We start from the raw sequence: 25,593 nt of genomic DNA, 5'->3' as shown, positions 1-25,593 counted from the left end.
TCCGGGCGCTTACGTATTCGAGGCAACAATGGCAGACCAAGGTTCGCCGCGCCGCTTTGCGCGCATAGATCGACTCCCCCCGTATGTTTTCAATATCACTGCCGAGCTGAAGATGGCTGCGCGTCGGCGCGGCGAAGACATCATCGACTTGAGCATGGGTAACCCCGACGGCGCCACACCAGCGCATATCGTCGAGAAAATGGTCACCGTCGCCCAGCGTGACGACACCCACGGCTACTCGACCTCCAAAGGTATCCCGCGCCTGCGCCGGGCGATTTCGCGCTGGTACAAGGACCGTTATGAGGTGGATATCGACCCCGAGTCGGAAGCCATCGTCACCATCGGTTCCAAGGAGGGCCTGGCACACTTGATGCTGGCTACCCTGGACCAGGGCGATACTGTGCTGGTGCCCAACCCCAGCTACCCGATTCATATCTACGGTGCCGTGATTGCCGGCGCCCAGGTGCGTTCGGTGCCGCTGGTGCCCGGCGTGGACTTCTTCGCCGAGCTGGAACGGGCGATTCGCGGCTCGATCCCCAAGCCGAAGATGATGATCCTCGGTTTCCCGTCCAACCCCACCGCGCAGTGCGTGGAACTGGATTTCTTCGAACGCGTGATCGCCCTGGCCAAACAGTACGACGTGCTGGTGGTTCACGATCTGGCTTATGCCGACATCGTCTACGACGGCTGGAAAGCCCCATCGATCATGCAAGTGCCGGGCGCCAAGGATATCGCGGTGGAGTTTTTCACCCTGTCCAAGAGTTACAACATGGCCGGCTGGCGCATCGGCTTCATGGTGGGCAACCCGGAACTGGTCAACGCCCTGGCGCGGATCAAGAGCTACCACGACTACGGCACTTTCACCCCACTGCAAGTGGCGGCGATTGCGGCGCTCGAAGGCGACCAACAGTGCGTCAAGGACATTGCAGAGCAGTACCGCCAGCGCCGCAATGTGCTGGTCAAGGGCCTGCATGAGCTGGGCTGGATGGTGGAGAACCCGAAGGCGTCGATGTACGTGTGGGCGAAAATTCCCGAGCAGTATGCGGCCATGGGCTCGCTGGAATTTGCCAAGAAACTGCTGCTGGAAGCCAAGGTGTGCGTATCGCCGGGGATTGGCTTTGGTGAGTACGGCGATGACCATGTGCGCTTTGCGCTGATCGAGAACCAGGACCGGATTCGCCAGGCGGTGCGGGGGATTCGGGGGATGTTCAGGGCGGATGGGCTGGTCACTAAAGCCTGAGCCTGACCCGGTCAAAATGTGGGAGGGGGCTTGCTCCCGATAGCAGAGTGTCAGTCACCGCATTGGGTGACTGATCCACCGCCATCGGGAGCAAGCCCCCTCCCACATTTTTTATTGGGTTTTCACCCCAGGCTGTGCGGTGTGTCTGTCAGACCACCAACGACAACAACATGATGAAGATCAGCGCCACGATCGACAGAATGGTCTCCATCGCCGTCCAGGTCTTGAACGTCTCGGCCACGGTCATGTTGAAGTACTGCTTCACCAGCCAGAAGCCCGCATCGTTGACGTGAGACAGAATCAACGAACCCGCCCCCGTCGCCAGCACCAGCAGCTCGCGGTTAACCCCCGGGATCATCCCCACCACCGGCACCACAATGCCTGCCCCCGTAATGGTCGCGACCGTCGCTGAACCGGTGGCAATACGAATCACCGCCGCCACCAGCCATGCCAGCAGGATCGGGTTGATCTGTGCGTTCACCGCCATATGGCCGATCACGTCACCCACGCCACTGGTCACCAGCATCTGCTTGAAGCCACCACCGGCACCGATGATCAGGATGATCGCAGCGGTCGGCGCAAGGCTGGCGTCGAGCAGCTTGAGGATCTGCTTGGAATGGATGCCCTGGCGATGGCCAAAGGTGTACAGCGACAGCAGCAAGGCCAGCAACAACGCGGTGATCGGGTGGCCGATCATGTCCATCCAGTTGCGCACCACGTTGCCTTCGGCAAAGGCGATGTCGGCAAAGGTTTTCAGCAGCATCAGAAACACCGGCAGCAGCACGGTGACCAGGGTAATGCTGAAGCTCGGCAGGTTTTTGTTCTCAGGCTCGCGGGCCAGTTGATCGACCAGTTCCTGGGACGGATTGCCCGGGATGTACTTGGCGATAAACGTACCGAAGATCGGGCCGGCGATGATGGCCGTCGGCAGCGCAACGATCAGGCCGTACAGGATGGTCTTGCCGATGTCCGCGCCAAACACGCCGATGGCCAGCAACGGGCCCGGGTGCGGCGGCACCAGGCCATGCACCGCCGAAAGGCCGGCGAGCAGCGGGATGCCGATTTTGATCAGCGACACGCCGGTACGTCGAGCGACGATAAACACCAGCGGAATCAGCAGCACAAAGCCGATCTCGAAGAACAGCGGGATGCCCACCAGGAACGCGGCGAACATCATGGCCCATTGGACCTTCTCTTTGCCGAAGGCACGGATCAGGGTCTGGGCGATCTGATCGGCGCCGCCGGATTCGGCCATCATCTTGCCGAGCATCGTACCCAGCGCGAGGATAATGCCGACAAAGCCGAGCACCCCGCCGAAGCCGTCCTGGAACGCCTTGATGATCTTGTCCACGGGCATGCCCGAGGTCAGGCCGAGGAAGCCGGCCGCGATGATCAGTGCAATGAACGGGTGCACCTTGAACTTGGTGATCAGAACGATCAACCCGATGATAGTGACCACTGCATCTAGCAGCAGGTAAGACTCGTGGGACATGCCAAACATGGGGGGTCTCTCCTGTTTGTTGTTGTTATTAAAGCGGGTGTTGAACTTTCTGCCGGGGATAGCGCTATCTTTTCCGGCAAAAAATCAATGAGTGGGTTCAAAGCCGTGTTGCAGCCACCAGGCGTTGGTCTGCCTGGCCAGGGCCTCGACGCTGTCTTCGCTGGCGTTGAGGGCCAGGGTCAGCGGTTCGCCCTTGGGCGATTCAAGGGTGGCGAACTGGCTGTCGATCAGGCTTGCCGGCATGAAATGGCCGGGGCGATGGGACACCCGGTCGGCGGCGACTTCACGGGTCAGCTCCAGGAATACAAAGCCCAAGCCCGGCGCGGCTTCGCGCAGGTGGTCGCGGTATTTCTTCTTCAGGGCCGAACAGGTCAGCACCGGGTGCTCGCCGGCCTTGAGCGAGCGGCGCAGTTCATCACACAGGATGTCGAGCCAGCCGGCGCGGTCGTCGTCGTTGAGGGGGTGGCCGGCGCTCATCTTTTCGATGTTCGCGGCGGGGTGAAAGCTGTCGCCTTCAATGGCAGTGGCGCCGTTCAGGCGGCACAGGGCTTCGCTGACGCTGGACTTGCCACAGCCGGAAACACCCATGATGACCAGGGCGGTAACAGGTTGACTCATGAAACACCTCAGGACGCAGATAGCGCTACCTTTGCACAGCATAAGGCTAGTGCAAAAACAGGCTTTTCCCGCGCCGACTTGTCATTTTTATGGAGTGACGCGTGCATCCGTTCCAACCGACTTACTTCAAAAGTTGAACAGGATCAGGCAACCCTTTATCCAAGAATTTGCAGCCCTTTGGAGACAGCGCTACCTTAGTGCCTCGATTTTTGTTTGGCAAGCCGCCTGATGACCTCCAAGAACGATAAAAATACCCGCACGACGGGCCGCCCTACCCTCAATGAAGTTGCACGCCTGGCCGGGGTCAGCCCGATCACCGCCTCCCGCGCCCTGCGCGGTATCAGTACGGTAGCCACCGAACTGGTGGAAAAAGTGCAGCAGGCCGCCGCCGAACTCAACTACGTGGTCAACCCCGCCGCCCGCGCCCTGGCTTCGGCCCAAAGCCATTCAGTGGTGGTGCTGGTGCCGTCCTTGTCCAACCTGCTGTTTATCGAAACCCTGGAAGCGATCCACCAGGTGCTGCGGCCCAAGGGCTTTGAAGTGCTGATTGGCAACTCCCATTATTCGCGCGACGAAGAAGAAAACCTGCTGCGCAACTATATGTCCTACCAGCCACGGGGTTTGTTGCTGACCGGGTTCGACCGCACCGAAAGCGCGCGCCGGCTGGTCGAGGCCAGCAATGTGCCCTGCGTGTACATGATGGACCTGGACCCCAACGCCGGAGTGAACTGCGTGGGGTTCTCGCAATTGAGCGCAGGTGAAACAGCGGCGGCGCATTTGTTGTCCCGTGGGCGCAAGCGCCTGGCCTATATCGGTGCACAGCTGGACCAACGCACATTGCTGCGCGGTGAAGGTTTCCGCAGGGCACTGCAACAGGCGGGAATGTACGACCCGGCGTTGGAGCTGCTCACGCCGCAACCCTCTTCCGTAGGCTTGGGCGGCGAGCTGTTCCTGCAACTGTTGGCGCGGCATCCCGACGTGGATGCAATTTTCTTTGGCAACGATGACCTGGCCCAGGGCGCATTGCTCGAAGCCCTGCGCCATGGCATCAAGGTGCCAGAGCGTGTGGCGGTACTCGGCTTCAACGACTTGCCTGCGTCGTCATTCATGGTGCCGCGCCTGAGCAGCATCAGCACGCCACGGGAAGCCATTGGCCGGCGGGCGGCGGAGCATTTGTTGGCCATCATGGCAGGCAACAAGATCGCCAAGCCGGTGGTAGATATGGGCTTTGAGTTGCAGGTGCGCGAGAGCACGTAGCGGCCTGATGGCCGATAGGTCGGGCCAGCTACCGATACACCGCCACGTTCCACTCATCGAAAAGTATGGAAACCTGTTAGAAATGACAGTAGATATCCCTAGCAACTCTTGCCTAAATAGTTAGTGCAGCACCATCACGCCCTCAACTTGTTTAGGAGATACACCGTGAATAATCCCAATAAAATTACTGGATATCAAAAAGAGCTCAACGAAGACTTTGACTCTCACAGTATTCTCCATATAAATTCGTTCCCCGGGACCAAAAACATTACATTTGCTTTTATACAGAAAAATCATTTTATCGCTTTCGAAATCGACAAGAATTTCGCAGTAGGCTGCTATAAACTTTCCCATACAAAAAAGGAAGAATCTGTTCAAGTTATTTATAACATACCTACCGGGAACGGAAATACTGATCAATATCCGGCCATCTCGGGAACGTTTGAAATTATCAGCAATGCAAATAATATCCTCGAAGCAAAGTTTGCCTTCATTGCAGCTAAAGTCGACGACCCAAATGAAATCGTTACCGTCGAACGCGGCGAATACTACGTCAACGACTTCAACGAAACGCCATTAAATTGAACATCTACCCTCTTGAAGGCAGCACTTCCCATAGTCGGGAAAGTGCCTGCCTTTTTGACGGCTACACCACCTCGCTATCGCCCTCAAACGTCTGCTAAATTGCCCCTGTCATCCAAAAACGCAGGGAAGCTCAATGGCACACTCACTGAAAATCCTGGGCCGCACCTCCTCCATCAACGTGCGCAAAGTGCTGTGGACCTGCCAGGAACTGGGCATCGACTACATACGTGAAGACTGGGGCATCGGCTTCAAGCCCACCCAGTCCACCGAGTTCCTCGCGCTGAACCCCAACGCGCAAATCCCCGTATTGATCGACGACCACGGCGTGCTGTGGGAATCCAACACCATCTGCCGCTACCTCGTGGGCCTGTACCAACGCCACGACCTGCTGCCCGTCGAGCCCGCGCCACGTGCCCGCGTCGAGCAATGGATCGATTGGCAAGCTATAGAACTCAACCGCGCCTGGGGCGATGCCTTCACCGCCCTGGTACGCAACAATCCGGACGGCTTGGACGCGGTGCAGATCGGCGCCGCAGTCCAGCTCTGGAACGACAAGATGGGCATTCTGGAGCAACAGCTGGCCAAAACCGGTGCTTATGTAGCAGGGGATGAATTCACCCTCGCCGATATCCTGATCGGCCTCTCGGTACACCGCTGGCAGATGACGCCCATGGAACGTCCGCCCTACCCCGCCATTGCCGCGTACTACCAGCGGCTCACCCAGCACGCCGGTTTCAAGACCTTCGCCCTCGACGGCCACAACTGAGCGCCAGGGCGGTCACGCAAAAGGGCTCCACCTACTGCTCACCGGTGCCCATAGCAACATTCCCAACACGCTTTTTTTCGGGACAGCCAGCCGAAGGCTCATCGGTCAGAAAAATGCCGCTACCTGTCAGGTTTGACAGTAGATCGCACCGGCGATCGACGTTCTACTGGGAACCCAGGCGCTCCCGCAGTGGGTCGCCATCGGCAGATAATCAGGAGTTAGACATGGATCAGAGCAACCACGCCTCAGCAGGATGGCTTAAGTCCACAGGCTTCGAAGGTGAGATTGATACCAGCAACGTCGACTATCGCCAATCGCCTACAGGCACTAGAGGAATCACGCTGTATGGTCTACAGCCAAGCGGGGCTGACAGTTTCAGGGGTATTCAAATCAACTTTCCAGGAGATTCATTCACAGGTCCGATCGACGTGCCTCAACCTTTTCCGAATCAAGTTGAGGTGGGCTATTTTCGACAAACCAGTAGCGGCCAACGAACAACGTATAGGGCAAAAAGTGGTGTACTTGACCTGACGACGTATAACCAGCAACTGGGCTCAGCATCGGGAACATTCAACGTTATTGCCGAGGTGGAGGGCACGGAACATACCTTCAATGGCTCATTTGACATTCACATCGTATAGAACAGGCAGTCGGCGGCAACGACTGGCCTCTACACGGTCATCGCTTGCCGCCTCAAGCGTCCCGCCCCCCGCCGCTACTGGGTTTGATCATCGGCACACTATTTGCTCCAGCTGTCGCACCGAACATTTACACAGGTGACTGATCATGCTGGTTAACAACAACACCCAAGCCATGTCGACCGTCCAACAGATCAAGCGACCCGATATGGACCCCGCCAACGCCGCCGCCAGCGCGTTGTACAGCGGCGCCCTTCAGGCTGCGCAGCAAAGCGTCACGGTGCCGAGCGCACAGAAGGAATTGGACAAGGCCAGCGATCGCATTGACGAAGCCTTTGCCAAGACCCGTGTGCAATTGCAGACCACGGCATCAGCCTCCGATGTGCCGGCCACCGGTTCCACCTCCGGGGCACGCGCTGAGTTCACCGATTACATGACCAAGAGCCCCGCCGAGCGCATCCGCGACCAGTTGCTCAAAGAACGGGGCCTGACGCTGGAGGAGCTGAACGCCATGCCGGTGGAGCAGCAAAATGCGTTTGCCAAGGAAGTGTCCGAGCGGCTTAAGCAGCAGCAAGATCAGCAGGTAGCAGCAAAGAGTGTTAACCCACAGGCCCAGGTGCTGAAAGAAACCTTGGCCGCGATCTAAGCCACACCACATTTGGAGTTATTGCAGTTGCAACGTCGAGTTGAACTGACTGATCGCATCCACCACATGCCGCGACCCTTCCTGGATCTCCAGGATCACCTGCCCCGCCTCATTCGCCAACTCCACCCCAAGCCCCGTTCGGCTCAAGCTTGACTGCATGCTCGACACGGCACTCAGCGACAGGTCGTGGTTCTTGCGCACCACCTCCACAATCTCGACCGTGGCCTGGCTGGTGCGGGCCGCGAGGCTACGCACTTCGTCGGCCACCACCGCGAACCCGCGCCCATGCTCACCGGCCCGCGCCGCTTCAATCGCGGCGTTGAGCGCCAGCATGTTGGTTTGCTCGGCAATGCTGCGGATGGTTTGCACGATGGCGCCGATGATGTCTGACTGTTTATTCACCGCGTCGATGCTCTGGGCGGCCTGGTTCAGGTCACTGGAGATCGCCTCGATGATCTGCACGGTTTGCTGCACCACCTCCGAGCCCTTGCGGGCGCAGGCGTCGTTTTGTACCGAGGTGGCGTGGGCCGAATCGGCGGCGTTACGCAAGGTGGTGACCTGGTCGGTGATGTCGCTGGCAAACTTCACCACTTTGTACAGGCGCCCGTTGGCGTCGAAAATCGGGTTGTAGGACGCCTCCAGGAACAAGGTCTTGCCGTATTTGTTTTTGCGCTCGAAGCGGTGGGAGTGATATTCGCCGCGGTTGAGGGAGGCCCAGAATGCCTTGTAGGCCGGTGACTCGACGTCATTACGATGACAGAACATGCTGTGGTGCTGGCCAATGATTTCCTCCCGTGAGTACTGCACCGTGCGCAGGAAGTTGTCATTGGCATTGAGGATCTGGCCCTGCGGGGTGAACTCGATCACCGCCATGGAACGGCTGATGGCGTCGATCAAGCTCTGGTTCTCGTGTTCATGGTGCACCCGCACAGAAATATCCGACGCTACTTTGATCACACTGCGCACCTGGTTGTCGCTGTCCAGCACCGGCATGTAGCTGGCTTCGAGCCACACTTCCTGACCGCGCTTGTTCAAGCGCATAAAGGTGCCGCTTAGCGCCTCACCCCGCGCCAGGTCGCGCCATAATTTGGCGTATTCGTCAGTATGGGTGTAGGCCTCATCGCAAAAGAGGCGATGATGTTTACCGCGGATCTCCTCGACGCTGTAGCCCATGGTTTTGCAGAAGTTCTCGTTGGCATCGAGGATCACGCCTGTGCGATCGAACTCGATCATTGCCATGGAACGGCTGATGGCGGCGAGCTTGGCGTTGGCTTCGGTAAGGGCACAGGAAAAACGCTGGATTTCTTGCAGGTCGGATTTGTGATGACGATTGAACATGGTCAGCTCACCCTTGAGTCCCGGCGCCTGGACGGCGCATTCCATTCTTGAGTTGGATAGTGCTGGCAAACCTTCACGGGGAAATAACCATCCAAAACGCTTTATAGTCCAAGCGTCATTAACGGTTCTGGGTGAGCATAGACAGGGGTTGGCGCGATGCAAGGCCACTAGTCAGCCAGCATTGCCAGGATGACCAGGGAGCAACTCGTGTTGCAACGACAGCCAGAGTGTCACCAGCGGGATCAGTAGCAGAGTGCTGCACCACAGGCCCCGCCAGTGGCTGGCAAGCAACACACCGAACCAGCCGGCATACACGCCGAGCAACAACAGCCAGGTCGGCCATTCGGCCTTTGCGGTGAAACTTCGTACCAGGGCTTCGATTTCCCGGCGGTGGGTCAGATCAAGGTAGTTGGCCATCGGCAGCTCAGAGCAGTGTTTCCTGCTCTGTGCAGCGCGGCGCGCAAAACGTGCAGATCGTAGGGTTCTAAGGTTGTAACTCAGTGACCGAACAGGCCGGTCTCAGACTTCTTGGCTTTCTTGTCGGCGCGTTTTTCATCGGCTGTCTTTGCCGGTTTTTTCTTCGCGGCTTTCTTTGAATCCATACCTTTGGCCATGATGCATGCTCCACTGAAAGGGGATGTAGCACTGGGTATACCACCTATTGCCCAGGAGAAGGCGCTTATAATCCCCGCCCCCTGACAATGCTGGCCCAAAGACCATGCCCGAACTGCACATCGAACCGCTGGCAGAGCCCCTGTGGCCACTATTGAACAAGTTTTACCGCAGTCACAATTCGCCGATGAAGGCCCAAAAGGGTGGGCGCTTATGGGTGGCGCGAGACAGCGAGATAGTGGCCGGGCTATGCCTGACTCAAGTGGTCGGCGGGCAGTTTCTGACCGGCGTGTTTGTCGATCCGGCCTATCGCGGCCAGGGGCTGGCGGCGCGTTTGATTCGCCAGGCGGTGGCTGAAGTGGACGGCACGGTGTGGCTGCTGTGCCATCCGGATCTGGAGGGTTTGTACCAGCGTATAGGGTTCTCTCAAGACACCGTGCTGCCGCAATCGCTCAGTGAGCGGTTGGTGCGCTACAAGCGGAACAAGCCGATGATTGCGATGGGGCTTCAATCACCTGAATGATGCAGGACAAAAATGTGGGAGGGGCTAGCCCCCTCCCACATTTTGATCTCATGCTGTCAGAACGTTACTCGTCAGCCGTTGGGTCCATCTCCGGGAACATCACTTCGATAAACCCGAACTTGCTGAAATCGGTAATCCGCGACGGGTACAACCGACCGATCAGGTGATCACACTCATGCTGCACCACCCGCGCATGAAAACCATCGGCAAACCGCACAATCGGCTCGCCCTTGGGATCGAAACCCTCGTAGCGAATCTGCTGGTACCGGTCCACGGCCCCGCGCAGTCCGGGTACGGACAGGCAACCTTCGTAGCCCTCTTCCAGCACCGGGCTCAAGGGGGTAATCAGCGGGTTGATCAGGATGGTCTGTGGCACCGGTGGCGCATCCGGGTAGCGTTCACTGGCTTCAAAACCAAAGATCACCAGTTGCAGGTCGACGCCAATCTGCGGTGCGGCCAGCCCCACCCCGCCCACATGCTCCATGGTCTGGAACATGTCGTCGATCAGTTGCCACAACTCCGGGCTGTCGAACATTTCCGGTGGTACCGGCGGGGCGATACGCAGCAGGCGTTCGTCGCCCATTTTCAGGATTTCACGGATCATCGATCAGGCACTTCATCAGGGGTAGGTTTGGAGTGGTCCCGGCCTAGGCCCGAGACGTGCTGTTTTTCATCGGTATGGGCCGGTTCGTCGAATTCCTTTTCACCCGGGTCTTTGCCTTCGGCCGACATGTGTTCGATTACCGCATTCATTTCCGCACCCAGCAACAACACGGCAGCGGAAATATAGAAGTACAGGAGCAGGACAATGATCGCACCGATGCTGCCGTACATGGCGTTGTAGTCGGCGAAGGTTTTGACGTAATAGCCAAAGCCCAGGGAGGCAACGATCCACACCACCACTGCCAATACCGAACCCGGGGTGATAAAGCGAAACTTCTGCTCCACGTCTGGCATCACGTAATACATGAGGGCCACGGCGAACATCAGCAGGATCACGATCAGCGGCCAGCGCAGGATGGTCCACAGGGTGACGACGAATTCCTGCATGCCGATCTGCCCGGCAAGCCATTCCATGACCTGTGGGCCAAGCACCATCAGTGCGGCGGCGGCCAGCAACATGCCGGCGATGCCGACGGTGTAGAAAATCGACAGCGGGAAACGCTTCCAGATCGGCCGGCCTTCGACCACATCGTAGGCGGCGTTCATGGCACTCATCATGAGGCGTACACCCGCGGAGGCGGTCCACAACGCGATGACGATACCCACCGAGAGCAGGCCACCCTTGGATTGCTGCAACTGGTCGATCACCGGGTTGACCTGCTCCAGCGCCTGGGGCGGCAACACCAGCTCCGATTGCAGGCGCAGCCAGGTGAAGAAGTCCGGCAGGTGCAGGAAACCGATCAGGGCAATGAGGAACAGCAGGAAGGGAAACAATGAGAACAGCATCTGGTAGGCCAGTGCCGAGGCATAGGTAGGCATCTCGTCATCGACGAATTCCTTGACGGTGCGTACCAGCACCTTGTGCAGCTTGAGACCATCGAGTACTGGAAAAATCATAGCGTCTCCTTTCGCCGCAAAGAGGTTGAGTTCGTGGGCGACTCAGGGGCCGTTTTCTACATCAAAGTAGCCCATTTGGCGACTTTGAAACAATTTCCAAAGTTTAGTTGCACCGGTTCACATAAAAACGGCCATCCATGGATGGCCGCAGGGCTGCGAGAAACCAGCCGGCGAAGCAGGATTACTTGGTGGCTTTTTTTACCGCGTCTTTGGTATCGCCGACCGCTTTCTGCACTTCGCCTTTCTTCTCTTGAACCACGCCTTCAGCGCGCAGCTTGTCGTTGCCGGTGACTTTGCCGACACCTTGCTTGATGTTGCCGACCGCTTCGTTCGCCAAACCTTTTGCCTTATCCGATGTGCTGCTCATGGTATTTCTCCTGGAACAATCGAGGTTTTTGGTCATTACGTAGGAATTGACCCAGGGCTCCGCGGCAGAGTTTCAAATATTTTCGGCAGGCATTTCATCGCAGGCCGCAGGTTTGGCTTTATGTTTTGCGGCCAACCCACGAGAATGCCCGGCACATTCAGGCTGCAAGGCTGAATAACAGATCCCGTAGGAAGGTTATGAAACTCAATAAAGCACAGGCCATCGCCCGTAGAAACCAGGAACTGGGCGGTGCCGTACTCGGCGTCAATAACTGCCACTTCACCGACCTGGACCACAAACGCAACATCTGGTGGTTCGACCTGCCAGTGGCGCGGATTGCCGTGGGCCAGTACGAGTGGATCCACCTGTTGATGCACAACGCCGAGACTGACCAGTTGCTGCACCTGAAGGTGCCGACCGTGTTCCTGCGTGAAAAACTCGAAGGGTTGGTGGTGCGCAATGCAGGCAAGCGCAAGCCGGAAATCACCCTGGAGCTGAGCGCGGACAAGGATTCCTTTCTCAAGGATGTGCGCCCGGCGGGTGCGGGTGTGAGCTTCGCGCAGTTCGCCCTGTAAGAGCGTAGTAAAAAATGTGGAAAGGGCTTGCCCCCTTCCACATTTGAAGTGCGTTACTTTTTAAGACCGAGTTTCTTCAACTCTTCATCGCGCAATTCACGCCGCAGGATCTTGCCCACGTTGGTGGTCGGCAGCGCATCACGGAACTCCACGGCCTTGGGCACCTTGTAGCCGGTGACGTTGGCGCGCATGTGTTCCATCACCTGGTCCTTGGTCAGGGTAGCCCCTGGCTTGACCACGATGAAGATCTTGATGTGCTCGCCGGACTTCTCGTCCGGCACACCGATGGCCGCGCATTGCAGCACGCCCGGCAGGGTCGCCAGCACGTCTTCCAGTTCGTTGGGGTAGACGTTGAAGCCGGAGACCAGAATCATGTCTTTCTTGCGGTCGACAATGCGCATGTAGCCGTCTTGCTGGATGATCGCGATGTCGCCGGTCTTCAGCCAGCCTTCGCTGTCGAGCATCTCGGCAGTGGCGTCTTCGCGCTGCCAGTAGCCCTTCATCACCTGCGGGCCCTTGACGCACAGCTCGCCGGTTTCGCCCAGAGCCAGTTCGGTGCCGTCGTCGGCGATGACTTTACACACCGTGGACGGCACCGGAATGCCAATGGTACCGATCTGGATATTCTGGATCGGGTTCACCGTGGCCACCGGGCTGGTTTCGGTCATGCCGTAGCCTTCGCAGATGCCACAGCCGGTCACGGCCTTCCAACGCTCTGCCGCTGCCAGTTGCAAGGCCATACCGCCCGACAGGGTGACCTTCAGCGCGGAAAAGTCCAACTTGCGGAAGGCTTCGTTATTGCACAGCGCCACGAACAGGGTGTTCAAGCCGACAAAGCCGCTGAACTTCCACTTCGACAGTTCCTTGACCATCGCCGGCAGGTCGCGCGGGTTGCTGATCAGGATGTTGTGGTTGCCAATCAGCATCATCGCCATGCAATGAAAGGTGAAGGCATAGATGTGGTACAGCGGCAGCGGCGTGATCAGGATCTCGCAGCCCTCGTTGAGGTTGGAGCCCATCAGTGCCTTGCACTGCAGCATGTTGGCGACGAGGTTGCGATGGGTCAGCATCGCGCCCTTGGCCACGCCAGTGGTGCCGCCGGTGTATTGCAGCACGGCGACATCACTGCTGGCCGGGCTGGCATCGTTGACCGGCTGGCCATGACCCTTGGCGAGTACGTCGTTGAACCTGATCGCCTGGGGCAAGTGATAAGCAGGGACCATCTTCTTCACGTACTTGATCACGCTGTTGATCAGCAGGCGCTTGAACGGCGACAGCAGGTCGGCGACTTCGGTGACGATCACATGCTTGACGGCGGTCTTGGGCACGACTTTTTCAGCCAGGTGCGCCATGTTGGCCAGGCAAACCAGGGCCTTGGCCCCGGAATCATTGAATTGGTGTTCCATTTCCCGCGCGGTATACAGCGGGTTGGTGTTGACCACGATCAGGCCCGCACGGATGGCGCCGAACACGGCAACCGGGTATTGCAGGACGTTGGGCAGTTGCACAGCGATTCGATCGCCAGGCTTCAAGTCGGTATGCTGTTGCAGGTAGGCGGCGAAAGCGCCGGACAATTCGTACAGTTCACCGTAGGTGATTGTCTTGCCCAGGTTGCTGAAAGCCGGTTTGTTGGCGAAGCGCTGGCAGGACTGCTTCAGTACCGCCTGAATATTTTGATACTCGTCTGGATTGATCTCTGCAGCAATCCCGGCGGGGTACTTATCCTTCCAAAAGTCTTCGTTCATGGAAGCCCACTCCTCAGCGACGCGAATTCATCATCGCATTTGATGCGATTATTATTGGTGTATGTTTTTTAAGGTGAATCTGGCGCTTTCAAGCAGGCCGAGACGTCACAAAGCGCGCCGAGAGTAGCAGCTTTGCCAAGGGCCGCCTAGAGCCAAAAGAGGGCCCTACAGTCATAAACATGACTCAAGAATACGCAATGGTCATTTTTAGAGCAAAAATTCTATATCAATGAAAGCCGCTCTGGAATGGGCCTTACGGGCGACAAATAACAACTGTGGGAGGGGGCTTGCCCCAATGCCAGTCAGCTAAGGCTTTTTGTAGGAGCGAGCTTGTGTAAGCGAGCGTCGGATTTGGCACGGTCTAGCGGGAAGTATGGCACCGCATAAGCAGCCATCTCGGGTCGGTTACTCAGCAACCAACGCGGCAGCTAGCCAGTCGGGCGCTTGTGGGCGCTTGGAGACCTTCGGGAAGCCAACAGATGACGGCCAATCTCTAAGAAGCTGGCGATAATCCAATAGGTCGACGAACCTTTCAATTGCGATAGTCGGCACTTTAGCCATGTCTATCTCATCGCGGTGACGAGCGACCAGCCACTCTGTACTGCTTATCTCACCGTTCCGCCACAGTCGCTCATTGTCAGCCAGTTCTGCGGCCGTTGGTGCCAATCGCTGAATAGCGGTAGGTTTACCATCGCCGTCAGCAACTAAGCGCATGCCTTGGGAGCGCGCTTCTGACATTGCTTCAAACACGTTCTGGGAGACTTCCACGACATCAGAAGGCATCTTGCAGCGCTCGCTTCCAGGCACGCCATGCGTGTCGGTGCGGAAAATGTAGTCGTGGACGGACTGAAATACACCTGAGACATGATCACCACCCCAAAGCCAAAATACGGAAGCGGCCTTCACTGCTGAAGGAACCACCTCCATTCAATAAGAATTTTTGCTTGTCCCAACTCCCAGTTACCACACCGACATTCGTTCCCCAGCCGGAGCCAACCGTGCTGCTGAGCAATACTGGAAATACCCCAAAGACTCCGGTAGGGAACTCTAAAGGGAAGTACCGATAGTCGGCGGCAGAGGCGCTTTCTGTTACCTCAAACACTTGCTGCATCCATCCATTCGTAGTGCCAGAATTCCCAGGCTACTTGAGAGGCTGGTTGTCACTGCGGCGTTATGCCAGACAGGGGAGTCTGTTACCCAGGCAATAGGATTGGCACCAGCAGCGACACTCCTAATCCTGACTTGGCCTTGACTGACCGTGAGGGTAGATGCTGCTTTAGAAGTGTCATGATGCACCCAGACGCTACCGTTCGGTGATGTCGATTTGCAGATTGAGCCAGCCGTTGTGGGGCTGCTCGACGGTGATGGTGATGTCCTGGGCGCGGCCGTCATCGAGCAGCGGCTGGAGCGCCTGCTCGGCTTATCGCTTGGCGAGTTTGCAGACCCGCGGCAGGTCTTTGGAGCGTTTCAGCTCATGCAGACGCGAGCCCACAGTGGTGTCTTTCCCCCAGGTGCCGAGGGGTGTCATGAGGCGGATGTAAACGGCGTTGCCGAGCGTATTGATACGCGGGCCCGTCAGGTCGCCAGTGATTGGGTTTATGCATGCGTCCATAGAAGCAGGATGCCCCGCATTAATACGGGGCGGAGTTTCGCTCGGCTTTAAGGTAGCAAGTTAATCTTCGTTCAATGCAGTGAGCTGAACAGAAGACGGCTTGATGATTTGCTTACCGCTTCCTGCCTTAAAAGTAGTGCCAAAAACTAAAATGTGCGCCCCATCAAGGTTTGCCACAGTTGTTTTGTGTCGAGTCAAAAATGGGGCAACGTCCGTAGGATCAATTGCAACACTGACATCTTCCCATTCGCCTGTGTTCACCCAAAGAGTGCCATCGTTACCATAGCCGGTGTCGTAAATAACGCCCCAGAACCCATATAAGGTGTGTGGCTGGCACTGACTAACATCGGAGAAATTGACGAACAGGTCACGGGCGGGCCTGGTGTCTCTTCCAGGAATCTCAACATAGACTGTTGAAGTTCTAAAGGCTGGTTCATAAATAAGAGTTTTAAGTAACGGCCCTAGTCGTTTGCGTGATACAGCATTGGGCCGTCCACCATCGCCAGTAAAGCGCCTACCTCCCGCGCCTGCTCCGCCAGGCTCTCCAGGATCACCATTAACAATTTCGGCGGCCCCTTGAGCCTCATCTAAAACGATGCGAGTACCAGGATTATGAAGAGCATTCTCTTCATTGTTCCCACCCATTCCACGAGCCGACTCAACGGTAGCTAGCACGCAGTTCGCGTGGGGTCTTGCTCCAAAGCAAGGCCCCTGTCCGCTACTAGCCTCTTTACGAAAATAGGCTTTCGTCCCGCACATCACACAAACCAAATGCCGCCGATAGTCTGCCCTTTCAGCCTCAGGCAAAGCGGCAAAACCTACGCCTGTGTAATCAGTGTTGTTCACGGTACAGCGCGCACTATCCATATGGGATCTCCTTTATGAGCCCCAATGAATACCAGAATACTATTGGATTGGCGATGGCTTGCGGCCACTACCATGGTCGTGCTTGTTATAAATGTCCCGATCTTCTTGCATGCTGCGCGTATGGTCGGCTAGTGGGGCGGGTGGTCTGGTCAGGCGGTTGGATGATCTAAAGCCCAAGTGCCAAAAAGCCCGCTAAATGCGGGCTCTTTGTTGGTTTCGGTTGTTTTTCGACTTCGCGCCCCTTTTGGCACTGATTAGCCCTTTCTGATCCGTTCAGAGCCCGCCTTTCCTGGCTTGCCCGTTTTCTTCCCTCTTCTTCCCACCAGTTTCCTTTAGTGCCATATCTCTCACCCCCTCACAGCTTGCTCACGAAAAACTCACAGGCGCCGCGTTCATTCATGAAGCACGCGTTATCGTTGAGGTTTTTCGCGAGCAAGCTCGCTCCTACAGAGGGCGATGCACGCTTAACTGACCGGCATTAGGGCAAGCCCCCTCCCACATTTTGACCCTATTTCAAATCAGGCGCTGTCACGCAGCTCCCGCCGCAGGATCTTGCCCACCGGCGTCATCGGCAATGACTCCCTCAGCACAATATGCTTGGGCACCTTATAGCCGGTGAAGTTGGCCTTGCAGTACGCCTTCAACTCCTCAAGGGTCACCCCCTGGGCTCGCGCCACGACGAACAGCTTTACCGCCTCCCCCGTACGCTCATCCGGCACGCCGATCACCGCGCAGTTGGCCACGGCCGGGTGGGCCATGACCACGTCTTCGATTTCGTTGGGGTACACGTTAAAGCCCGAGACGATGATCAAATCCTTCTTGCGATCCACAATGCTGACGTAGCCATCGGTATCGATCACCGCAATGTCACCGGTCTTGAGCCAGCCTTCGGCGTCCAGGGCCTCGGCGGTGGCAACCGGCTGCTGCCAGTAGCCCTTCATCACCTGCGGGCCCTGGATGCACAGCTCGCCGCGCTCGCCCAACGGCAGTTCGTGCCCCTCATCATCAATGACTTTCATCGCCGTGCCCGGCACCGGGATACCCACGGTGCCCAGGCGCGATAGGCCGCCGTACGGGTTGGTGCTGGCCACCGGTGAGGTTTCGGTGAGGCCGTAGCCTTCGCCGATGGAACAGCCGGTCAGCGCCTTCCAGCGTTCCGCCGTGGCCTTGACCAGGGCGGTGCCGCCGGAGTTGGTGATCTTGAGATGAGAAAAATCCAGGGTCTTGAAATCCGGGTGATCCATCAATGCCACAAACAGGGTGTTGAGCCCCAGCAGGCAGGAGAACCGCCACTGCTTGAGCTCCTTGATAAAACCGCCAATGTCCCGTGGGTTGGTGATCAGCACGTTGTGGTTGCCCGACACCATCATGCACATGCAGTTCGCCGTGAATGCATAGATGTGGTACAGCGGCAGCGGCGCAATCATCACCTCCTGCCCATCCTTGACCAGCGGATGGCCGTCTTCGCCCAGTTGCGACATGCACGCGCGCACTTGCTGCATGTTCGCCACCAGGTTGCCGTGGGTGAGCATCGCGCCCTTGGCCAGGCCGGTGGTGCCACCGGTGTATTGCAGCACGGCGATATCGTCCAGGGCCACCGGATGCCGCGTCACCCCAAGGCCCGCGCCCATGCGCAAGGCGCGCTTGAACGACACCGCCCGTAGCAGGCGGTAGGCCGGGACCATCTTCTTTACCTTGTCGACCACAGTGTTGACCAGCCAGCCCTTGGCGGCGGGCATGAAGTCGCCCATCCTGGCTTCGATCAGGTAGTCGATCTCGGTATCGGTACAGACCTCCTGCACCCGCGCCCCGAACAGGTTGAGGTAGACCAGCGCCCGTACGCCCGCGTCCTTGAACTGGTGGCGCATTTCGCGCGGGGTATACAGCGGGTTGGTATTGACCACGATCAGCCCGGCCCGCAGTGCGCCGAAAACCGCAACCGGGTAATGCAGCACGTTGGGCATCTGCACTGCGATGCGCTCGCCGGGCTTGAGGTCGGTGTGCTGTTGCAGGTAACCGGCGAACGCCGCACTCTGGCGTTCAAGCTCGGCGTAGGTCAGGGTAATGCCCATGTTGCTGAACGCCGGACGGTCGGCAAAGGTCTTGCAGGAACGCTCGAAGACCTCGATCACCGACTTGTAAGTCGTGAGGTCGATGGCATTGGGCACGCCCGCCGCGCGTTTGTCATTCCAGAAATCAGGTTGCATTGTTCTTGTCCTCTTACCTGAGTGTGTCCGGCCGCTTTATACATTTATAACAAGCGGAGCTTTGGGGACGTTAGCAGCTATAACCAAACAGGCAAATACGCTAAATCGTGTCATTGATTGTGTGAATCTAGCGGCTAACGTGTAGGCAGATGCTCCGCCCCTCTGCCGATGAGCTATACACTGCAACGACCCTGAGCAAAGGAATCGCCATGAACCACAGTACCTTCTGGCTGAATGCGAACGACCGCAGCCGCCTGTACGTCAACCAATGGTTGCCAGACGGCTCGCCCAAGGCCCTGGTGATGCTCTCCCATGGCATGGCCGAGCACAGTGGTCGTTATGCCCGCCTGGCCGAAGCCCTGTGCGGCGCTGGCTACGGTGTGTATGCGCTGGACCAGCGCGGCCATGGCCGTACTGCTGACGAGGGCACCTTGGGCCTGTACGCCGAAAAGGATGGCTGGAACAAGGTGGTGGGCGACCTGGCCAGCCTCAACCAGCATATCGGCCAGCAACAGCCGGGTGTGCCGATTGTTTTGCTCGGCCACAGCATGGGCAGCTACATCGCCCAGGCCTACCTGCTGCACCACAGCGCCAGCCTGAATGGGGCGATTCTCAGTGGTTCGAATTTCCAGCCGGTGGCGTTGTACGGCGCGGCGCGGGTAATCGCTCGGGTCGAACGCCTGCGCCAGGGTCTGCGCGGCCGGAGTGCGTTGATCGAGTTCCTGTCGTTCGGCTCGTTCAACAAAGCGTTCAAACCCACGCGCACGGCGTTCGACTGGCTCAGCCGCGACCCGGCTGAAGTCGACACGTACATCAACGACCCGCTCTGCGGCTTCCGCTGCACCAACCAGTTGTGGATCGACCTGCTCGGCGGCTTGCAGCAAATCAGCAAAGCGTCCAATCTCAGTCAGATCGACCCGGGCCTGCCGATCCTGGTGATGGGCGGCGAATGTGATCCGGTGAGCGAAGGCAAGCGTCTCAAAAGCCTGGCCCACGCCCTGCGTGAGGCCGGCTGCCAGAACCTGCAATTGAATATCTACCCGCAGGCGCGTCACGAAGTGTTCAATGAAACCAACCGTGATGAAGTCACAGCGGATGTATTGAAGTGGCTCGACCAGGCCCTGGCCTTGCGCAGGCCGGCCCGCTGCGAATAACTTTTCGTTTAAAATCAGTTTATTAAATTACCGATTAGCCACAGGATGCCGCTTTAGATGACCCAGGTAACCAACACCCCGTACGAAGCCCTCGAAGTCGGCCAGACCGCCAGCTTCAGCAAAACCGTCGAAGAGCGTGATATCCAGTTGTTCGCCGCCATGTCCGGTGACCACAACCCCGTACACCTGGATGCCGAATACGCCAAGGCAACCATGTTCAAGGAGCGTATCGCCCACGGTATGTTCAGCGGCGCCCTGATCAGCGCGGCAGTCGCCTGCGAACTGCCTGGGCCGGGCACTATTTATATCGGCCAGCAGATGAGCTTCCAGAAGCCCGTCAAGATCGGCGACACACTGACTGTGCGCCTGGAGATCCTCGAGAAGCTGCCGAAGTTTCGCGTGCGCATTGCCACGCGAGTGTTCAACCAGCGCGATGAGTTGGTCGTGGATGGCGAAGCGGAGATTCTGGCGCCCCGCAAGCAGCAGGTTGTGACCTTGACCGAGTTGCCGCCGATCAGCATTGGCTGATCGTCGCACATAAAAAAGCCCCGCATCTGCGGGGCTTTTTCTATTCAGACAGGTCTTATGACTGAGCACGAGCCTGGTTACGCAGGGCTTTCACCTGGTCGTGGTTGCGCTGTACACCGTGGTACTGACGCTCAACCAGGTCACGAATGCCCAGCAGGTTGTGCTTGTTGATCTTCTCGATGGCTTCTTTATAAGCCTTCAGAGCGTGGTCTTCACCGCGCTCGGCTTCGTTCAGTACAGCCTCTTCGTCTTTACCGGTGACCATCGATTTTACGTCGACCCAACCACGGTGCAGAGCGCCGGCTACGCTACCGGAATCTTCCGGATCGCCACCCAGTGCGCGTACTGCAGTTTTCAATTCAGCGGCGGCAGTCGCGCAATCAGCAGAGCGCTTGGCGAACAACGCCTTGAGTTCTGGATGCTTGATATCTTCGGCACATTCCTTGAAACCCTTTTGGCCGTCGATGCTGGTCTCGATCAGGTCGTTCAGTACGGAGATCGATTCTTTATTGATGTCAGTCATTTTTCAATTCCTTGTACGGGTTAGAAGGTTGTCTTAGTTATTGCAGCGCCCGTGCCAGGTTTTCAAAAACAAAATTAACCAATAATTTCAAATACTTACGAATTATTGAACCATCTGTATCGATGTTATTTGCATGATCTGTCATTTGGCCTTCATGCAGAATGCCTGTATTTTCGAAGACCTCGCCTCTATCGCACGAAGCTCATGAACCCCGAAAAACTCGAACTGCTGATCACCCGCGAAATGCCCTTCGGCAAATACAAAGGCCGGATCATCGCCGACTTGCCCGGGCCCTACCTGAACTGGTTCGGCCGTGAAGGCTTCCCCCACGGCGAATTGGGTGGCCTGCTGGCCCTGATGCAGGAAATCGACCATAACGGCCTGTCCGAACTGCTCGAGCCGCTGCGCGTTAAACACGGTAAACCTGCCCCACGTCATTAAGAGACTCGCCATGCCAAGGAATGCAGATAACGAACGCCACTGGCACGCCATCGCCCAGCGCTATGACGTGGAGCCTGGGCCGATCAACCTGGAAAACGGCTATTTCGGGCGCATGAGCCGTGCAGTACAGGCGCACTACCTTGAGCACATCAGCTTTATCAACCGCAGCAACTCAGTGCATGTGCGCCAGTGCTTTGAGCAGGGTGAAAACGTCGAGATCCGCCGCGAGCTGGCGGGGTTGATCGATGTCGACCCGGAGTCCGTCGCCTTCACTCGCAACGCCACCGAAGCCTTGCAATCGCTGATTCGCAACTACAACCGCCTGCAACCGGGAGACCAGGTGCTGATCAGCGACCTGGAGTACGACACGGTCAAAGGCGCCATGCGCTGGTTGGCAGGTAGTCGCGGCGTGGAGGTAATCGAGGTGTCCCACAACCACCCGGCCAGTTTCGACAGCCTGGTGCAGACGTATCACGACGCGTTCGTTAAGTACCCACGCCTCAAATTGATGGCCCTGACCCATGTCACCCACCGCACCGGCCTGGTCATGCCCGTTGCGGCCATTGCCAAGGCCGCACGCGAACAGCATATCGACGTGATCCTCGACGGCGCCCACGCCCTGGGCCAGTTCGAGTTCAACCTGGCTGAACTGGGCATTCAATTCGCGGGGTTCAACCTGCACAAATGGATGGGTGCACCGCTAACCCTGGGCTTTTTATATATCGCCCCCGAGCGCCTGGCCGATATCGACCCGGACATGGGCGAGTCTCACTACCCGGCCACTGATGTGCGCGCTCGTACGTCCTACAGCACACCGAACTTTCCCGCGCTGATGACCTTACCGTTGGTGTTTGAAGAACATCGGCAATTGGGTGGCGCCGCGGCCAAGGGTGCGCGTGTCAATTACCTGCGGGATCTGTGGGTGAGCCAGGTGCGCCCCTTACCGGGGATTGAAGTGCTGACCTCGGATGATCCGCGACTGTATTGCGGGATCACCGCGTTCAAGTTCATCGGGCGGGATCAACAGGTGATGGTGGATAGGCTGCTCAAGGAGTATGACGTGTTCACCACGACCCGCTCGGGGGCGGCGTTTGGCACCTGTATTCGGGTAACGCCGGGGCTGGTGACGTCAGCGGCGGATATCAATGTGTTGGTCAACGCGATTACCGAGCTAAACAAAGATTGAAACTGTGGGAGCTGGCTCCCACATTTGGACTTGTGGTGGATCGAGTTTTCTACAGGCAAAAAAAAGCGGCGCACCGACCAAGTGCACCGCAAAAATGCCGTTAAGCACAGCAACAACGATTCAGTAAAAGCAGATCAATCCAGCAGCGCCAGCGCCTGCGCGGTGACTTCCTGGATACGCGCCCAGTCGCCGTTCTTCACCCATTCAGGGTCAAGCATCCAGCTACCGCCTACGCACATCACGTTTTTCAACGCCATGTAGTTCTTGATGTTGGCCGGGCCAACGCCGCCGGTAGGGCAGAATTTCACTTCGCCAAACGGGCCACCGAGGGCCTTGATGGCCGCGACGCCGCCGCTGACTTCGGCCGGGAACAGCTTGAAGCGGCGATACCCCAGGCCATAGCCTTCCATGATGCCCGAAGCGTTGCTGATCCCAGGCAGCAGCGGGATCGGGCTGTGCACCGAAGCTTCCAGCAGGTCACGGGTAATGCCGGGGGTGACGATAAATTGCGAGCCGGCCACTTCAGCCGCTTCGAGCATGTGGCGGTCGAGCACAGTACCGGCGCCGGTGCACAGCTCCGGACGTTGCTCGCGCAATACCTGGATGGCCTTGAGGCCGAACTCGGAACGCAGGGTCACTTCCAACGCGGTCAAACCGCCGGCTGCCAGGGCGTCGGCCAGCGGCAGGATGTCCTGTTCGCGGGCGATGGTGATCACCGGCAGGATCCGCGCCTTGGCGCAGAGGCTGTCGATCAAGGCAACTTTATCCGCCATGGACACGGTCGGTTGAGGGCTTTTCATAGCGGCTGATCCTTGGCTCATGGGCACCAGTAAATCTCTAGAGTAGGTTGCAAAAACGCGCGAATCGGCATGGCAGCAACATCGTCACTGGCCAGGGCGGCGCTCAAGGTGGTCAATTTCGAGCTGCCGGAAATCGACAGCACGGTGTAGTCGGCCGTGGCCAGCAGCGCACGACTCATGGTCAGGCGCTGGTGCGGCACGGTGGGCGCCAGCATCGGCCAGCAACGGCGGGTACCGTCGGCCTTCAGCGCTTCGCCCAGGTTCGGGCTGTTGGGGAACAGCGATGCGGTGTGGCCGTCATCGCCCATGCCCAGCACCAGCACATCAATGGCTGGCAGTTCGGCCAGTAGGCGATCGGCCTGCTCGGCAGCGTCTTCAAGGTTGGCAGCAGCGCTGTACAGGCTGAGGAACCTGGCCTTGGCCGCCGGGCCTTGCAACAGGTACTGCTTCAACAGGCCGGCGTTGCTGTCGGCGTGTTCTACCGGCACCCAGCGTTCATCGGCCAGGGTGATGGTGACCTTGGACCAGTCCAGGCCCTGCTTGGCCAGGTTCTGGAAAAATGCCACGGGGCTGCGCCCGCCGGACACCACTAACGTCGCCTCGCCACGGGCACTGATGGCCCCGCGCAGTTGTTCCGCCACGTCATTGGCCAGGCCATCGGCCAGCAGCGCGGGCGTGCGGTACTCATGGGCAGTGACGCCCTGAGGCAGTTTCAATTCAGATATCGCCATACCACGACCTCCCATCCCGCGTGATCAGTGCAATCGAGCTCATCGGCCCCCAGGACCCCGCCGCATACGGCTTGGGCGCATCACCGGATTTTTTCCACCCGGCGATCAACTGGTCGCACCACTTCCACGCAGCTTCGATTTCATCTTTGCGAACAAACAGGTTCTGATTGCCGCGCATTACTTCCAGCAACAACCGCTCGTAGGCATCGGGAATCCGTGCGCTGCGATAGGTGTCGGAAAAATTCAGTTGCAGTGGCCCGCTGCGCAGTTGCATGCCCTTGTCCAGGCCCTGCTCCTTGGTCATCACGCGCAAGGAAATACCTTCGTCCGGCTGCAGGCGGATGATCAACTTGTTGCTGATCTGCAGGCGCTGCTCCGGGGCGAAGATATAGTGGGACGGTTCCTTGAAATGGATGACGATCTGCGACAGCTTTTGCGGCATGCGCTTGCCGGTGCGCAAGTAGAACGGCACCCCGGCCCAACGCCAGTTACGGATATCGGCACGCAGGGCGACGAAAGTCTCGGTGTCGCTCTGGGTGTTGGAATTGTCTTCTTCCAGGTAGCCCGGCACGGCTTTACCAGCGCTGTAGCCGGCGATGTACTGGCCGCGCACGACCTGGGTGGTCAGGCCCTCGGGGCTGATCGGCGCCAGGGCCTTGAGCACCTTGACCTTCTCGTCACGGATGCTGTCGGCGGACAGGTCGGCCGGCGGGTCCATGGCAATCAGGCAAAGCAGTTGCAGCAGGTGGTTCTGGATCATGTCGCGCAGCTGGCCGGCCTTGTCGAAGTAACCCCAACGGCCTTCGATGCCGACCTGCTCGGCCACGGTAATTTCCACGTGGGAGATGTAGTTCTGGTTCCACTGGGTTTCGAACAGGCTATTGGCGAAACGCAGGGCGATCAGGTTCTGGACGGTCTCTTTGCCCAGGTAGTGGTCGATGCGGTAGGTGCGGTTTTCCGGGAAAAACTGCGCCACGGCGTCGTTGACCTTGCGCGAGGATTCCAGGTCCGAGCCGATGGGTTTTTCCAGCACCACCCGGGTATTTTCCGCCAGGCCGACCTTCGCCAGGTTCTCGCAGATCGCGCCATACACCGCCGCTGGGGTGGCGAAGTAGGCGATCAGACGTTGTTCGCTGCCGACATTGTCGGCGAGAGCGACATAGTCGTCGGCCTTCATGAAGTCGACATGCACATACGCCAGGCGCGCTAAAAAGCGTGCGGCCACGGCTTCGTCGAGTTCCTTGCCGACGTACTTACGCAATTCTTTTTCGATATGGCCCAGGTGCTGCTGCTCGGACCCGGCTTCACGGGCCAGGGCCAGGATGCGCGTGTCGTCGTGCAACAACCCGGCGCCATCGAGTTGATAGAGAGCAGGAAATAACTTGCGCAGCGCCAGATCACCCAAGGCGCCAAACAGGGCAAAGGTGCAGGGTTCTACGGTTATCGAAGGCATGATGTTTGTTCTTTTATCAAGTTAAGCTACAAATACCTTTTTTCAAGGCATCACTCAAGGAAAAATGTAGTAATAACCACAACATTTTCCGGTAATTCGCATTCCGAGTGGTGGTGTTCA

The 25,593-nt window shown here is 58.0% G+C and carries 25 protein-coding genes and 3 pseudogenes; 12 read left to right on the top strand and 16 right to left on the bottom strand.

What is annotated here, in order from left to right; all coding sequences use genetic code 11:
* The first annotated feature begins 28 nt into the window (after positions 1-28).
* Positions 29-1,240 carry an alanine transaminase gene (gene alaC / locus FRT59_RS23615; protein WP_034115676.1) on the top strand — a complete coding sequence of 404 codons (1,212 nt, stop codon included), beginning with the start codon at positions 29-31 and terminating at the stop codon, positions 1,238-1,240.
* A gap of 148 nt (positions 1,241-1,388) precedes the next feature.
* Here alaC and FRT59_RS23610 read toward each other — a convergent pair whose 3' ends face one another.
* Both FRT59_RS23610 and FRT59_RS23605 read right to left on the bottom strand, forming a co-directional pair.
* Positions 1,389-2,741 carry a GntP family permease gene (locus FRT59_RS23610; RefSeq protein WP_034115677.1) on the bottom strand — a complete coding sequence of 451 codons (1,353 nt, stop codon included), beginning with the start codon at positions 2,739-2,741 and terminating at the stop codon, positions 1,389-1,391.
* 84 nt (positions 2,742-2,825) lie between these two features.
* A complete protein-coding gene (locus FRT59_RS23605) occupies positions 2,826-3,359 on the bottom strand; it encodes a gluconokinase (protein WP_153839038.1) in 534 nt (177 codons plus the stop codon).
* Positions 3,360-3,584: 225 nt separating this feature from the next.
* On the opposite strand from FRT59_RS23605, the gene gntR reads away from it, so the two are divergent.
* From gntR to FRT59_RS23580, 5 genes are all read left to right on the top strand, one after another.
* Positions 3,585-4,616, top strand: a complete 1,032-nt coding sequence (gene gntR, locus FRT59_RS23600; RefSeq protein WP_167524307.1) for an HTH-type transcriptional regulator GntR — start codon at positions 3,585-3,587, stop codon at positions 4,614-4,616.
* 165 nt (positions 4,617-4,781) lie between these two features.
* Positions 4,782-5,201, top strand: a complete 420-nt coding sequence (locus FRT59_RS23595) for a hypothetical protein (RefSeq protein WP_153839040.1) — start codon at positions 4,782-4,784, stop codon at positions 5,199-5,201.
* 133 nt (positions 5,202-5,334) lie between these two features.
* Positions 5,335-5,967 carry a glutathione S-transferase family protein gene (locus FRT59_RS23590; RefSeq protein WP_153872513.1) on the top strand — a complete coding sequence of 211 codons (633 nt, stop codon included), beginning with the start codon at positions 5,335-5,337 and terminating at the stop codon, positions 5,965-5,967.
* 224 nt (positions 5,968-6,191) lie between these two features.
* On the top strand, positions 6,192-6,608 hold the full coding sequence (locus FRT59_RS23585) for a hypothetical protein (protein WP_034115683.1): 417 nt from the start codon (positions 6,192-6,194) through the stop codon (positions 6,606-6,608).
* A gap of 145 nt (positions 6,609-6,753) precedes the next feature.
* Complete coding sequence (locus FRT59_RS23580; RefSeq protein WP_153872512.1) at positions 6,754-7,251, top strand: hypothetical protein; 498 nt, start codon at positions 6,754-6,756, stop codon at positions 7,249-7,251.
* Between the two features lie 18 nt (positions 7,252-7,269).
* Here the strand turns inward: FRT59_RS23580 and FRT59_RS27610 are convergent.
* The 3 pseudogenes from FRT59_RS27610 to FRT59_RS23570 all read right to left on the bottom strand — a co-directional run.
* Positions 7,270-7,686: pseudogene (locus FRT59_RS27610) on the bottom strand (methyl-accepting chemotaxis protein); the annotation flags it as partial.
* 174 nt (positions 7,687-7,860) lie between these two features.
* A pseudogene (locus FRT59_RS27605) lies at positions 7,861-8,484 on the bottom strand (PAS domain-containing protein); the annotation flags it as partial.
* A 291-nt stretch (positions 8,485-8,775) separates the two neighbouring features.
* Positions 8,776-9,006: pseudogene (locus tag FRT59_RS23570) on the bottom strand (fatty acid desaturase); the annotation flags it as partial.
* Positions 9,007-9,307: 301 nt separating this feature from the next.
* On the opposite strand from FRT59_RS23570, the gene FRT59_RS23565 reads away from it, so the two are divergent.
* Positions 9,308-9,724 (top strand): GNAT family N-acetyltransferase, encoded by a 417-nt coding sequence (locus FRT59_RS23565; RefSeq protein ID WP_034115686.1) that lies wholly within the window; start codon positions 9,308-9,310, stop codon positions 9,722-9,724.
* 64 nt (positions 9,725-9,788) lie between these two features.
* On the opposite strand, the gene def is transcribed toward FRT59_RS23565, so the two are convergent.
* The 3 genes from def to FRT59_RS23550 all read right to left on the bottom strand — a co-directional run bounded on the left by def (position 9,789) and on the right by FRT59_RS23550 (position 11,651).
* Entirely contained in the window at positions 9,789-10,328 is a 540-nt protein-coding gene (def, locus tag FRT59_RS23560) for a peptide deformylase (protein WP_034115687.1), read from the bottom strand.
* The gene (locus FRT59_RS23555; RefSeq protein ID WP_034115688.1) at positions 10,325-11,284 is read right to left on the bottom strand and encodes a YihY/virulence factor BrkB family protein; all 960 of its coding nucleotides are present in this window, start codon (positions 11,282-11,284) and stop codon (positions 10,325-10,327) included. The genes def and FRT59_RS23555 overlap by 4 nt, the downstream gene beginning before the upstream one ends.
* A gap of 181 nt (positions 11,285-11,465) precedes the next feature.
* Positions 11,466-11,651 (bottom strand): CsbD family protein, encoded by a 186-nt coding sequence (locus FRT59_RS23550; protein WP_058414423.1) that lies wholly within the window; start codon positions 11,649-11,651, stop codon positions 11,466-11,468.
* A gap of 197 nt (positions 11,652-11,848) precedes the next feature.
* Between FRT59_RS23550 and FRT59_RS23545 the strand changes: the two genes are divergently transcribed.
* Complete coding sequence (locus tag FRT59_RS23545) at positions 11,849-12,226, top strand: hypothetical protein (RefSeq protein ID WP_034115690.1); 378 nt, start codon at positions 11,849-11,851, stop codon at positions 12,224-12,226.
* A 53-nt stretch (positions 12,227-12,279) separates the two neighbouring features.
* Here FRT59_RS23545 and fadD1 read toward each other — a convergent pair whose 3' ends face one another.
* The 4 genes from fadD1 to fadD2 all read right to left on the bottom strand — a co-directional run bounded on the left by fadD1 (position 12,280) and on the right by fadD2 (position 18,657).
* Complete coding sequence (gene fadD1, locus FRT59_RS23540) at positions 12,280-13,971, bottom strand: long-chain-fatty-acid--CoA ligase FadD1 (protein WP_034115691.1); 1,692 nt, start codon at positions 13,969-13,971, stop codon at positions 12,280-12,282.
* Between the two features lie 405 nt (positions 13,972-14,376).
* Positions 14,377-14,877 carry a phage tail assembly chaperone gene (locus tag FRT59_RS27450; protein ID WP_167524306.1) on the bottom strand — a complete coding sequence of 167 codons (501 nt, stop codon included), beginning with the start codon at positions 14,875-14,877 and terminating at the stop codon, positions 14,377-14,379.
* Between the two features lie 766 nt (positions 14,878-15,643).
* A complete protein-coding gene (locus FRT59_RS23525; protein WP_153872509.1) occupies positions 15,644-16,450 on the bottom strand; it encodes a hypothetical protein in 807 nt (268 codons plus the stop codon).
* Positions 16,451-16,968: 518 nt separating this feature from the next.
* A complete protein-coding gene (gene fadD2, locus FRT59_RS23520) occupies positions 16,969-18,657 on the bottom strand; it encodes a long-chain-fatty-acid--CoA ligase FadD2 (RefSeq protein WP_153872508.1) in 1,689 nt (562 codons plus the stop codon).
* Positions 18,658-18,866: 209 nt separating this feature from the next.
* Between fadD2 and FRT59_RS23515 the strand changes: the two genes are divergently transcribed.
* Positions 18,867-19,811, top strand: coding sequence for an alpha/beta hydrolase (locus FRT59_RS23515; RefSeq protein ID WP_153872507.1), 945 nt, complete (start codon positions 18,867-18,869; stop codon positions 19,809-19,811).
* A gap of 57 nt (positions 19,812-19,868) precedes the next feature.
* On the top strand, positions 19,869-20,339 hold the full coding sequence (locus tag FRT59_RS23510) for a MaoC family dehydratase (protein ID WP_034115694.1): 471 nt from the start codon (positions 19,869-19,871) through the stop codon (positions 20,337-20,339).
* A 55-nt stretch (positions 20,340-20,394) separates the two neighbouring features.
* Here the strand turns inward: FRT59_RS23510 and FRT59_RS23505 are convergent, their stop codons facing one another.
* Positions 20,395-20,862, bottom strand: a complete 468-nt coding sequence (locus tag FRT59_RS23505; RefSeq protein ID WP_032891010.1) for a ferritin-like domain-containing protein — start codon at positions 20,860-20,862, stop codon at positions 20,395-20,397.
* 204 nt (positions 20,863-21,066) lie between these two features.
* Between FRT59_RS23505 and FRT59_RS23500 the strand changes: the two genes are divergently transcribed.
* The gene (locus FRT59_RS23500) at positions 21,067-21,303 is read left to right on the top strand and encodes a DUF3820 family protein (RefSeq protein WP_153872506.1); all 237 of its coding nucleotides are present in this window, start codon (positions 21,067-21,069) and stop codon (positions 21,301-21,303) included.
* A gap of 10 nt (positions 21,304-21,313) precedes the next feature.
* Complete coding sequence (locus FRT59_RS23495) at positions 21,314-22,489, top strand: aminotransferase class V-fold PLP-dependent enzyme (protein WP_153872505.1); 1,176 nt, start codon at positions 21,314-21,316, stop codon at positions 22,487-22,489.
* Between the two features lie 134 nt (positions 22,490-22,623).
* Here the strand turns inward: FRT59_RS23495 and FRT59_RS23490 are convergent, their stop codons facing one another.
* Genes FRT59_RS23490 through zwf form a run of 3 tightly spaced genes read right to left on the bottom strand, consistent with a single transcriptional unit; the run spans position 22,624 to position 25,473 of the window.
* Complete coding sequence (locus FRT59_RS23490) at positions 22,624-23,289, bottom strand: bifunctional 4-hydroxy-2-oxoglutarate aldolase/2-dehydro-3-deoxy-phosphogluconate aldolase (protein WP_026013852.1); 666 nt, start codon at positions 23,287-23,289, stop codon at positions 22,624-22,626.
* A gap of 17 nt (positions 23,290-23,306) precedes the next feature.
* Entirely contained in the window at positions 23,307-24,020 is a 714-nt protein-coding gene (gene pgl / locus FRT59_RS23485) for a 6-phosphogluconolactonase (RefSeq protein ID WP_034115696.1), read from the bottom strand.
* On the bottom strand, positions 24,007-25,473 hold the full coding sequence (gene zwf, locus FRT59_RS23480; RefSeq protein ID WP_153872504.1) for a glucose-6-phosphate dehydrogenase: 1,467 nt from the start codon (positions 25,471-25,473) through the stop codon (positions 24,007-24,009). The genes pgl and zwf overlap by 14 nt, the downstream gene beginning before the upstream one ends.
* Positions 25,474-25,593 lie beyond the last annotated feature (120 nt).

It is taken from the genome of Pseudomonas haemolytica (genome assembly GCF_009659625.1).
Taxonomy (GTDB): Bacteria; Pseudomonadota; Gammaproteobacteria; order Pseudomonadales; family Pseudomonadaceae; genus Aquipseudomonas; species Aquipseudomonas haemolytica.
The sequence above is the reverse complement of the archived record's forward strand: the minus strand, read 5'-3'. Positions and strand labels throughout refer to the sequence as shown.

Bases quoted from the DNA above. Each gene is read 5' to 3' on its own strand.
- def (WP_034115687.1), bottom strand. From the start codon at position 10,328: ATGATCCGTGAAATCCTGAAAATGGGCGACGAACGCCTGCTGCGTATC.
- fadD2 (WP_153872508.1), bottom strand. From the start codon at position 18,657: ATGCAACCTGATTTCTGGAATGACAAACGCGCGGCGGGCGTGCCCAAT.
- FRT59_RS23585 (WP_034115683.1), top strand. From the start codon at position 6,192: ATGGATCAGAGCAACCACGCCTCAGCAGGATGGCTTAAGTCCACAGGC.
- FRT59_RS23515 (WP_153872507.1), top strand. From the start codon at position 18,867: ATGAACCACAGTACCTTCTGGCTGAATGCGAACGACCGCAGCCGCCTG.
- FRT59_RS23510 (WP_034115694.1), top strand. From the start codon at position 19,869: ATGACCCAGGTAACCAACACCCCGTACGAAGCCCTCGAAGTCGGCCAG.
- FRT59_RS23555 (WP_034115688.1), bottom strand. From the start codon at position 11,284: ATGATTTTTCCAGTACTCGATGGTCTCAAGCTGCACAAGGTGCTGGTA.
- FRT59_RS23580 (WP_153872512.1), top strand. From the start codon at position 6,754: ATGCTGGTTAACAACAACACCCAAGCCATGTCGACCGTCCAACAGATC.
- FRT59_RS23500 (WP_153872506.1), top strand. From the start codon at position 21,067: ATGAACCCCGAAAAACTCGAACTGCTGATCACCCGCGAAATGCCCTTC.
- FRT59_RS23525 (WP_153872509.1), bottom strand. From the start codon at position 16,450: ATGGATAGTGCGCGCTGTACCGTGAACAACACTGATTACACAGGCGTA.
- FRT59_RS23495 (WP_153872505.1), top strand. From the start codon at position 21,314: ATGCCAAGGAATGCAGATAACGAACGCCACTGGCACGCCATCGCCCAG.
- FRT59_RS23505 (WP_032891010.1), bottom strand. From the start codon at position 20,862: ATGACTGACATCAATAAAGAATCGATCTCCGTACTGAACGACCTGATC.
- alaC (WP_034115676.1), top strand. From the start codon at position 29: ATGGCAGACCAAGGTTCGCCGCGCCGCTTTGCGCGCATAGATCGACTC.
- zwf (WP_153872504.1), bottom strand. From the start codon at position 25,473: ATGCCTTCGATAACCGTAGAACCCTGCACCTTTGCCCTGTTTGGCGCC.
- FRT59_RS23610 (WP_034115677.1), bottom strand. From the start codon at position 2,741: ATGTTTGGCATGTCCCACGAGTCTTACCTGCTGCTAGATGCAGTGGTC.
- FRT59_RS23605 (WP_153839038.1), bottom strand. From the start codon at position 3,359: ATGAGTCAACCTGTTACCGCCCTGGTCATCATGGGTGTTTCCGGCTGT.
- FRT59_RS23565 (WP_034115686.1), top strand. From the start codon at position 9,308: ATGCCCGAACTGCACATCGAACCGCTGGCAGAGCCCCTGTGGCCACTA.
- FRT59_RS23590 (WP_153872513.1), top strand. From the start codon at position 5,335: ATGGCACACTCACTGAAAATCCTGGGCCGCACCTCCTCCATCAACGTG.
- FRT59_RS23545 (WP_034115690.1), top strand. From the start codon at position 11,849: ATGAAACTCAATAAAGCACAGGCCATCGCCCGTAGAAACCAGGAACTG.
- FRT59_RS23490 (WP_026013852.1), bottom strand. From the start codon at position 23,289: ATGAAAAGCCCTCAACCGACCGTGTCCATGGCGGATAAAGTTGCCTTG.
- FRT59_RS23550 (WP_058414423.1), bottom strand. From the start codon at position 11,651: ATGAGCAGCACATCGGATAAGGCAAAAGGTTTGGCGAACGAAGCGGTC.
- fadD1 (WP_034115691.1), bottom strand. From the start codon at position 13,971: ATGAACGAAGACTTTTGGAAGGATAAGTACCCCGCCGGGATTGCTGCA.
- pgl (WP_034115696.1), bottom strand. From the start codon at position 24,020: ATGGCGATATCTGAATTGAAACTGCCTCAGGGCGTCACTGCCCATGAG.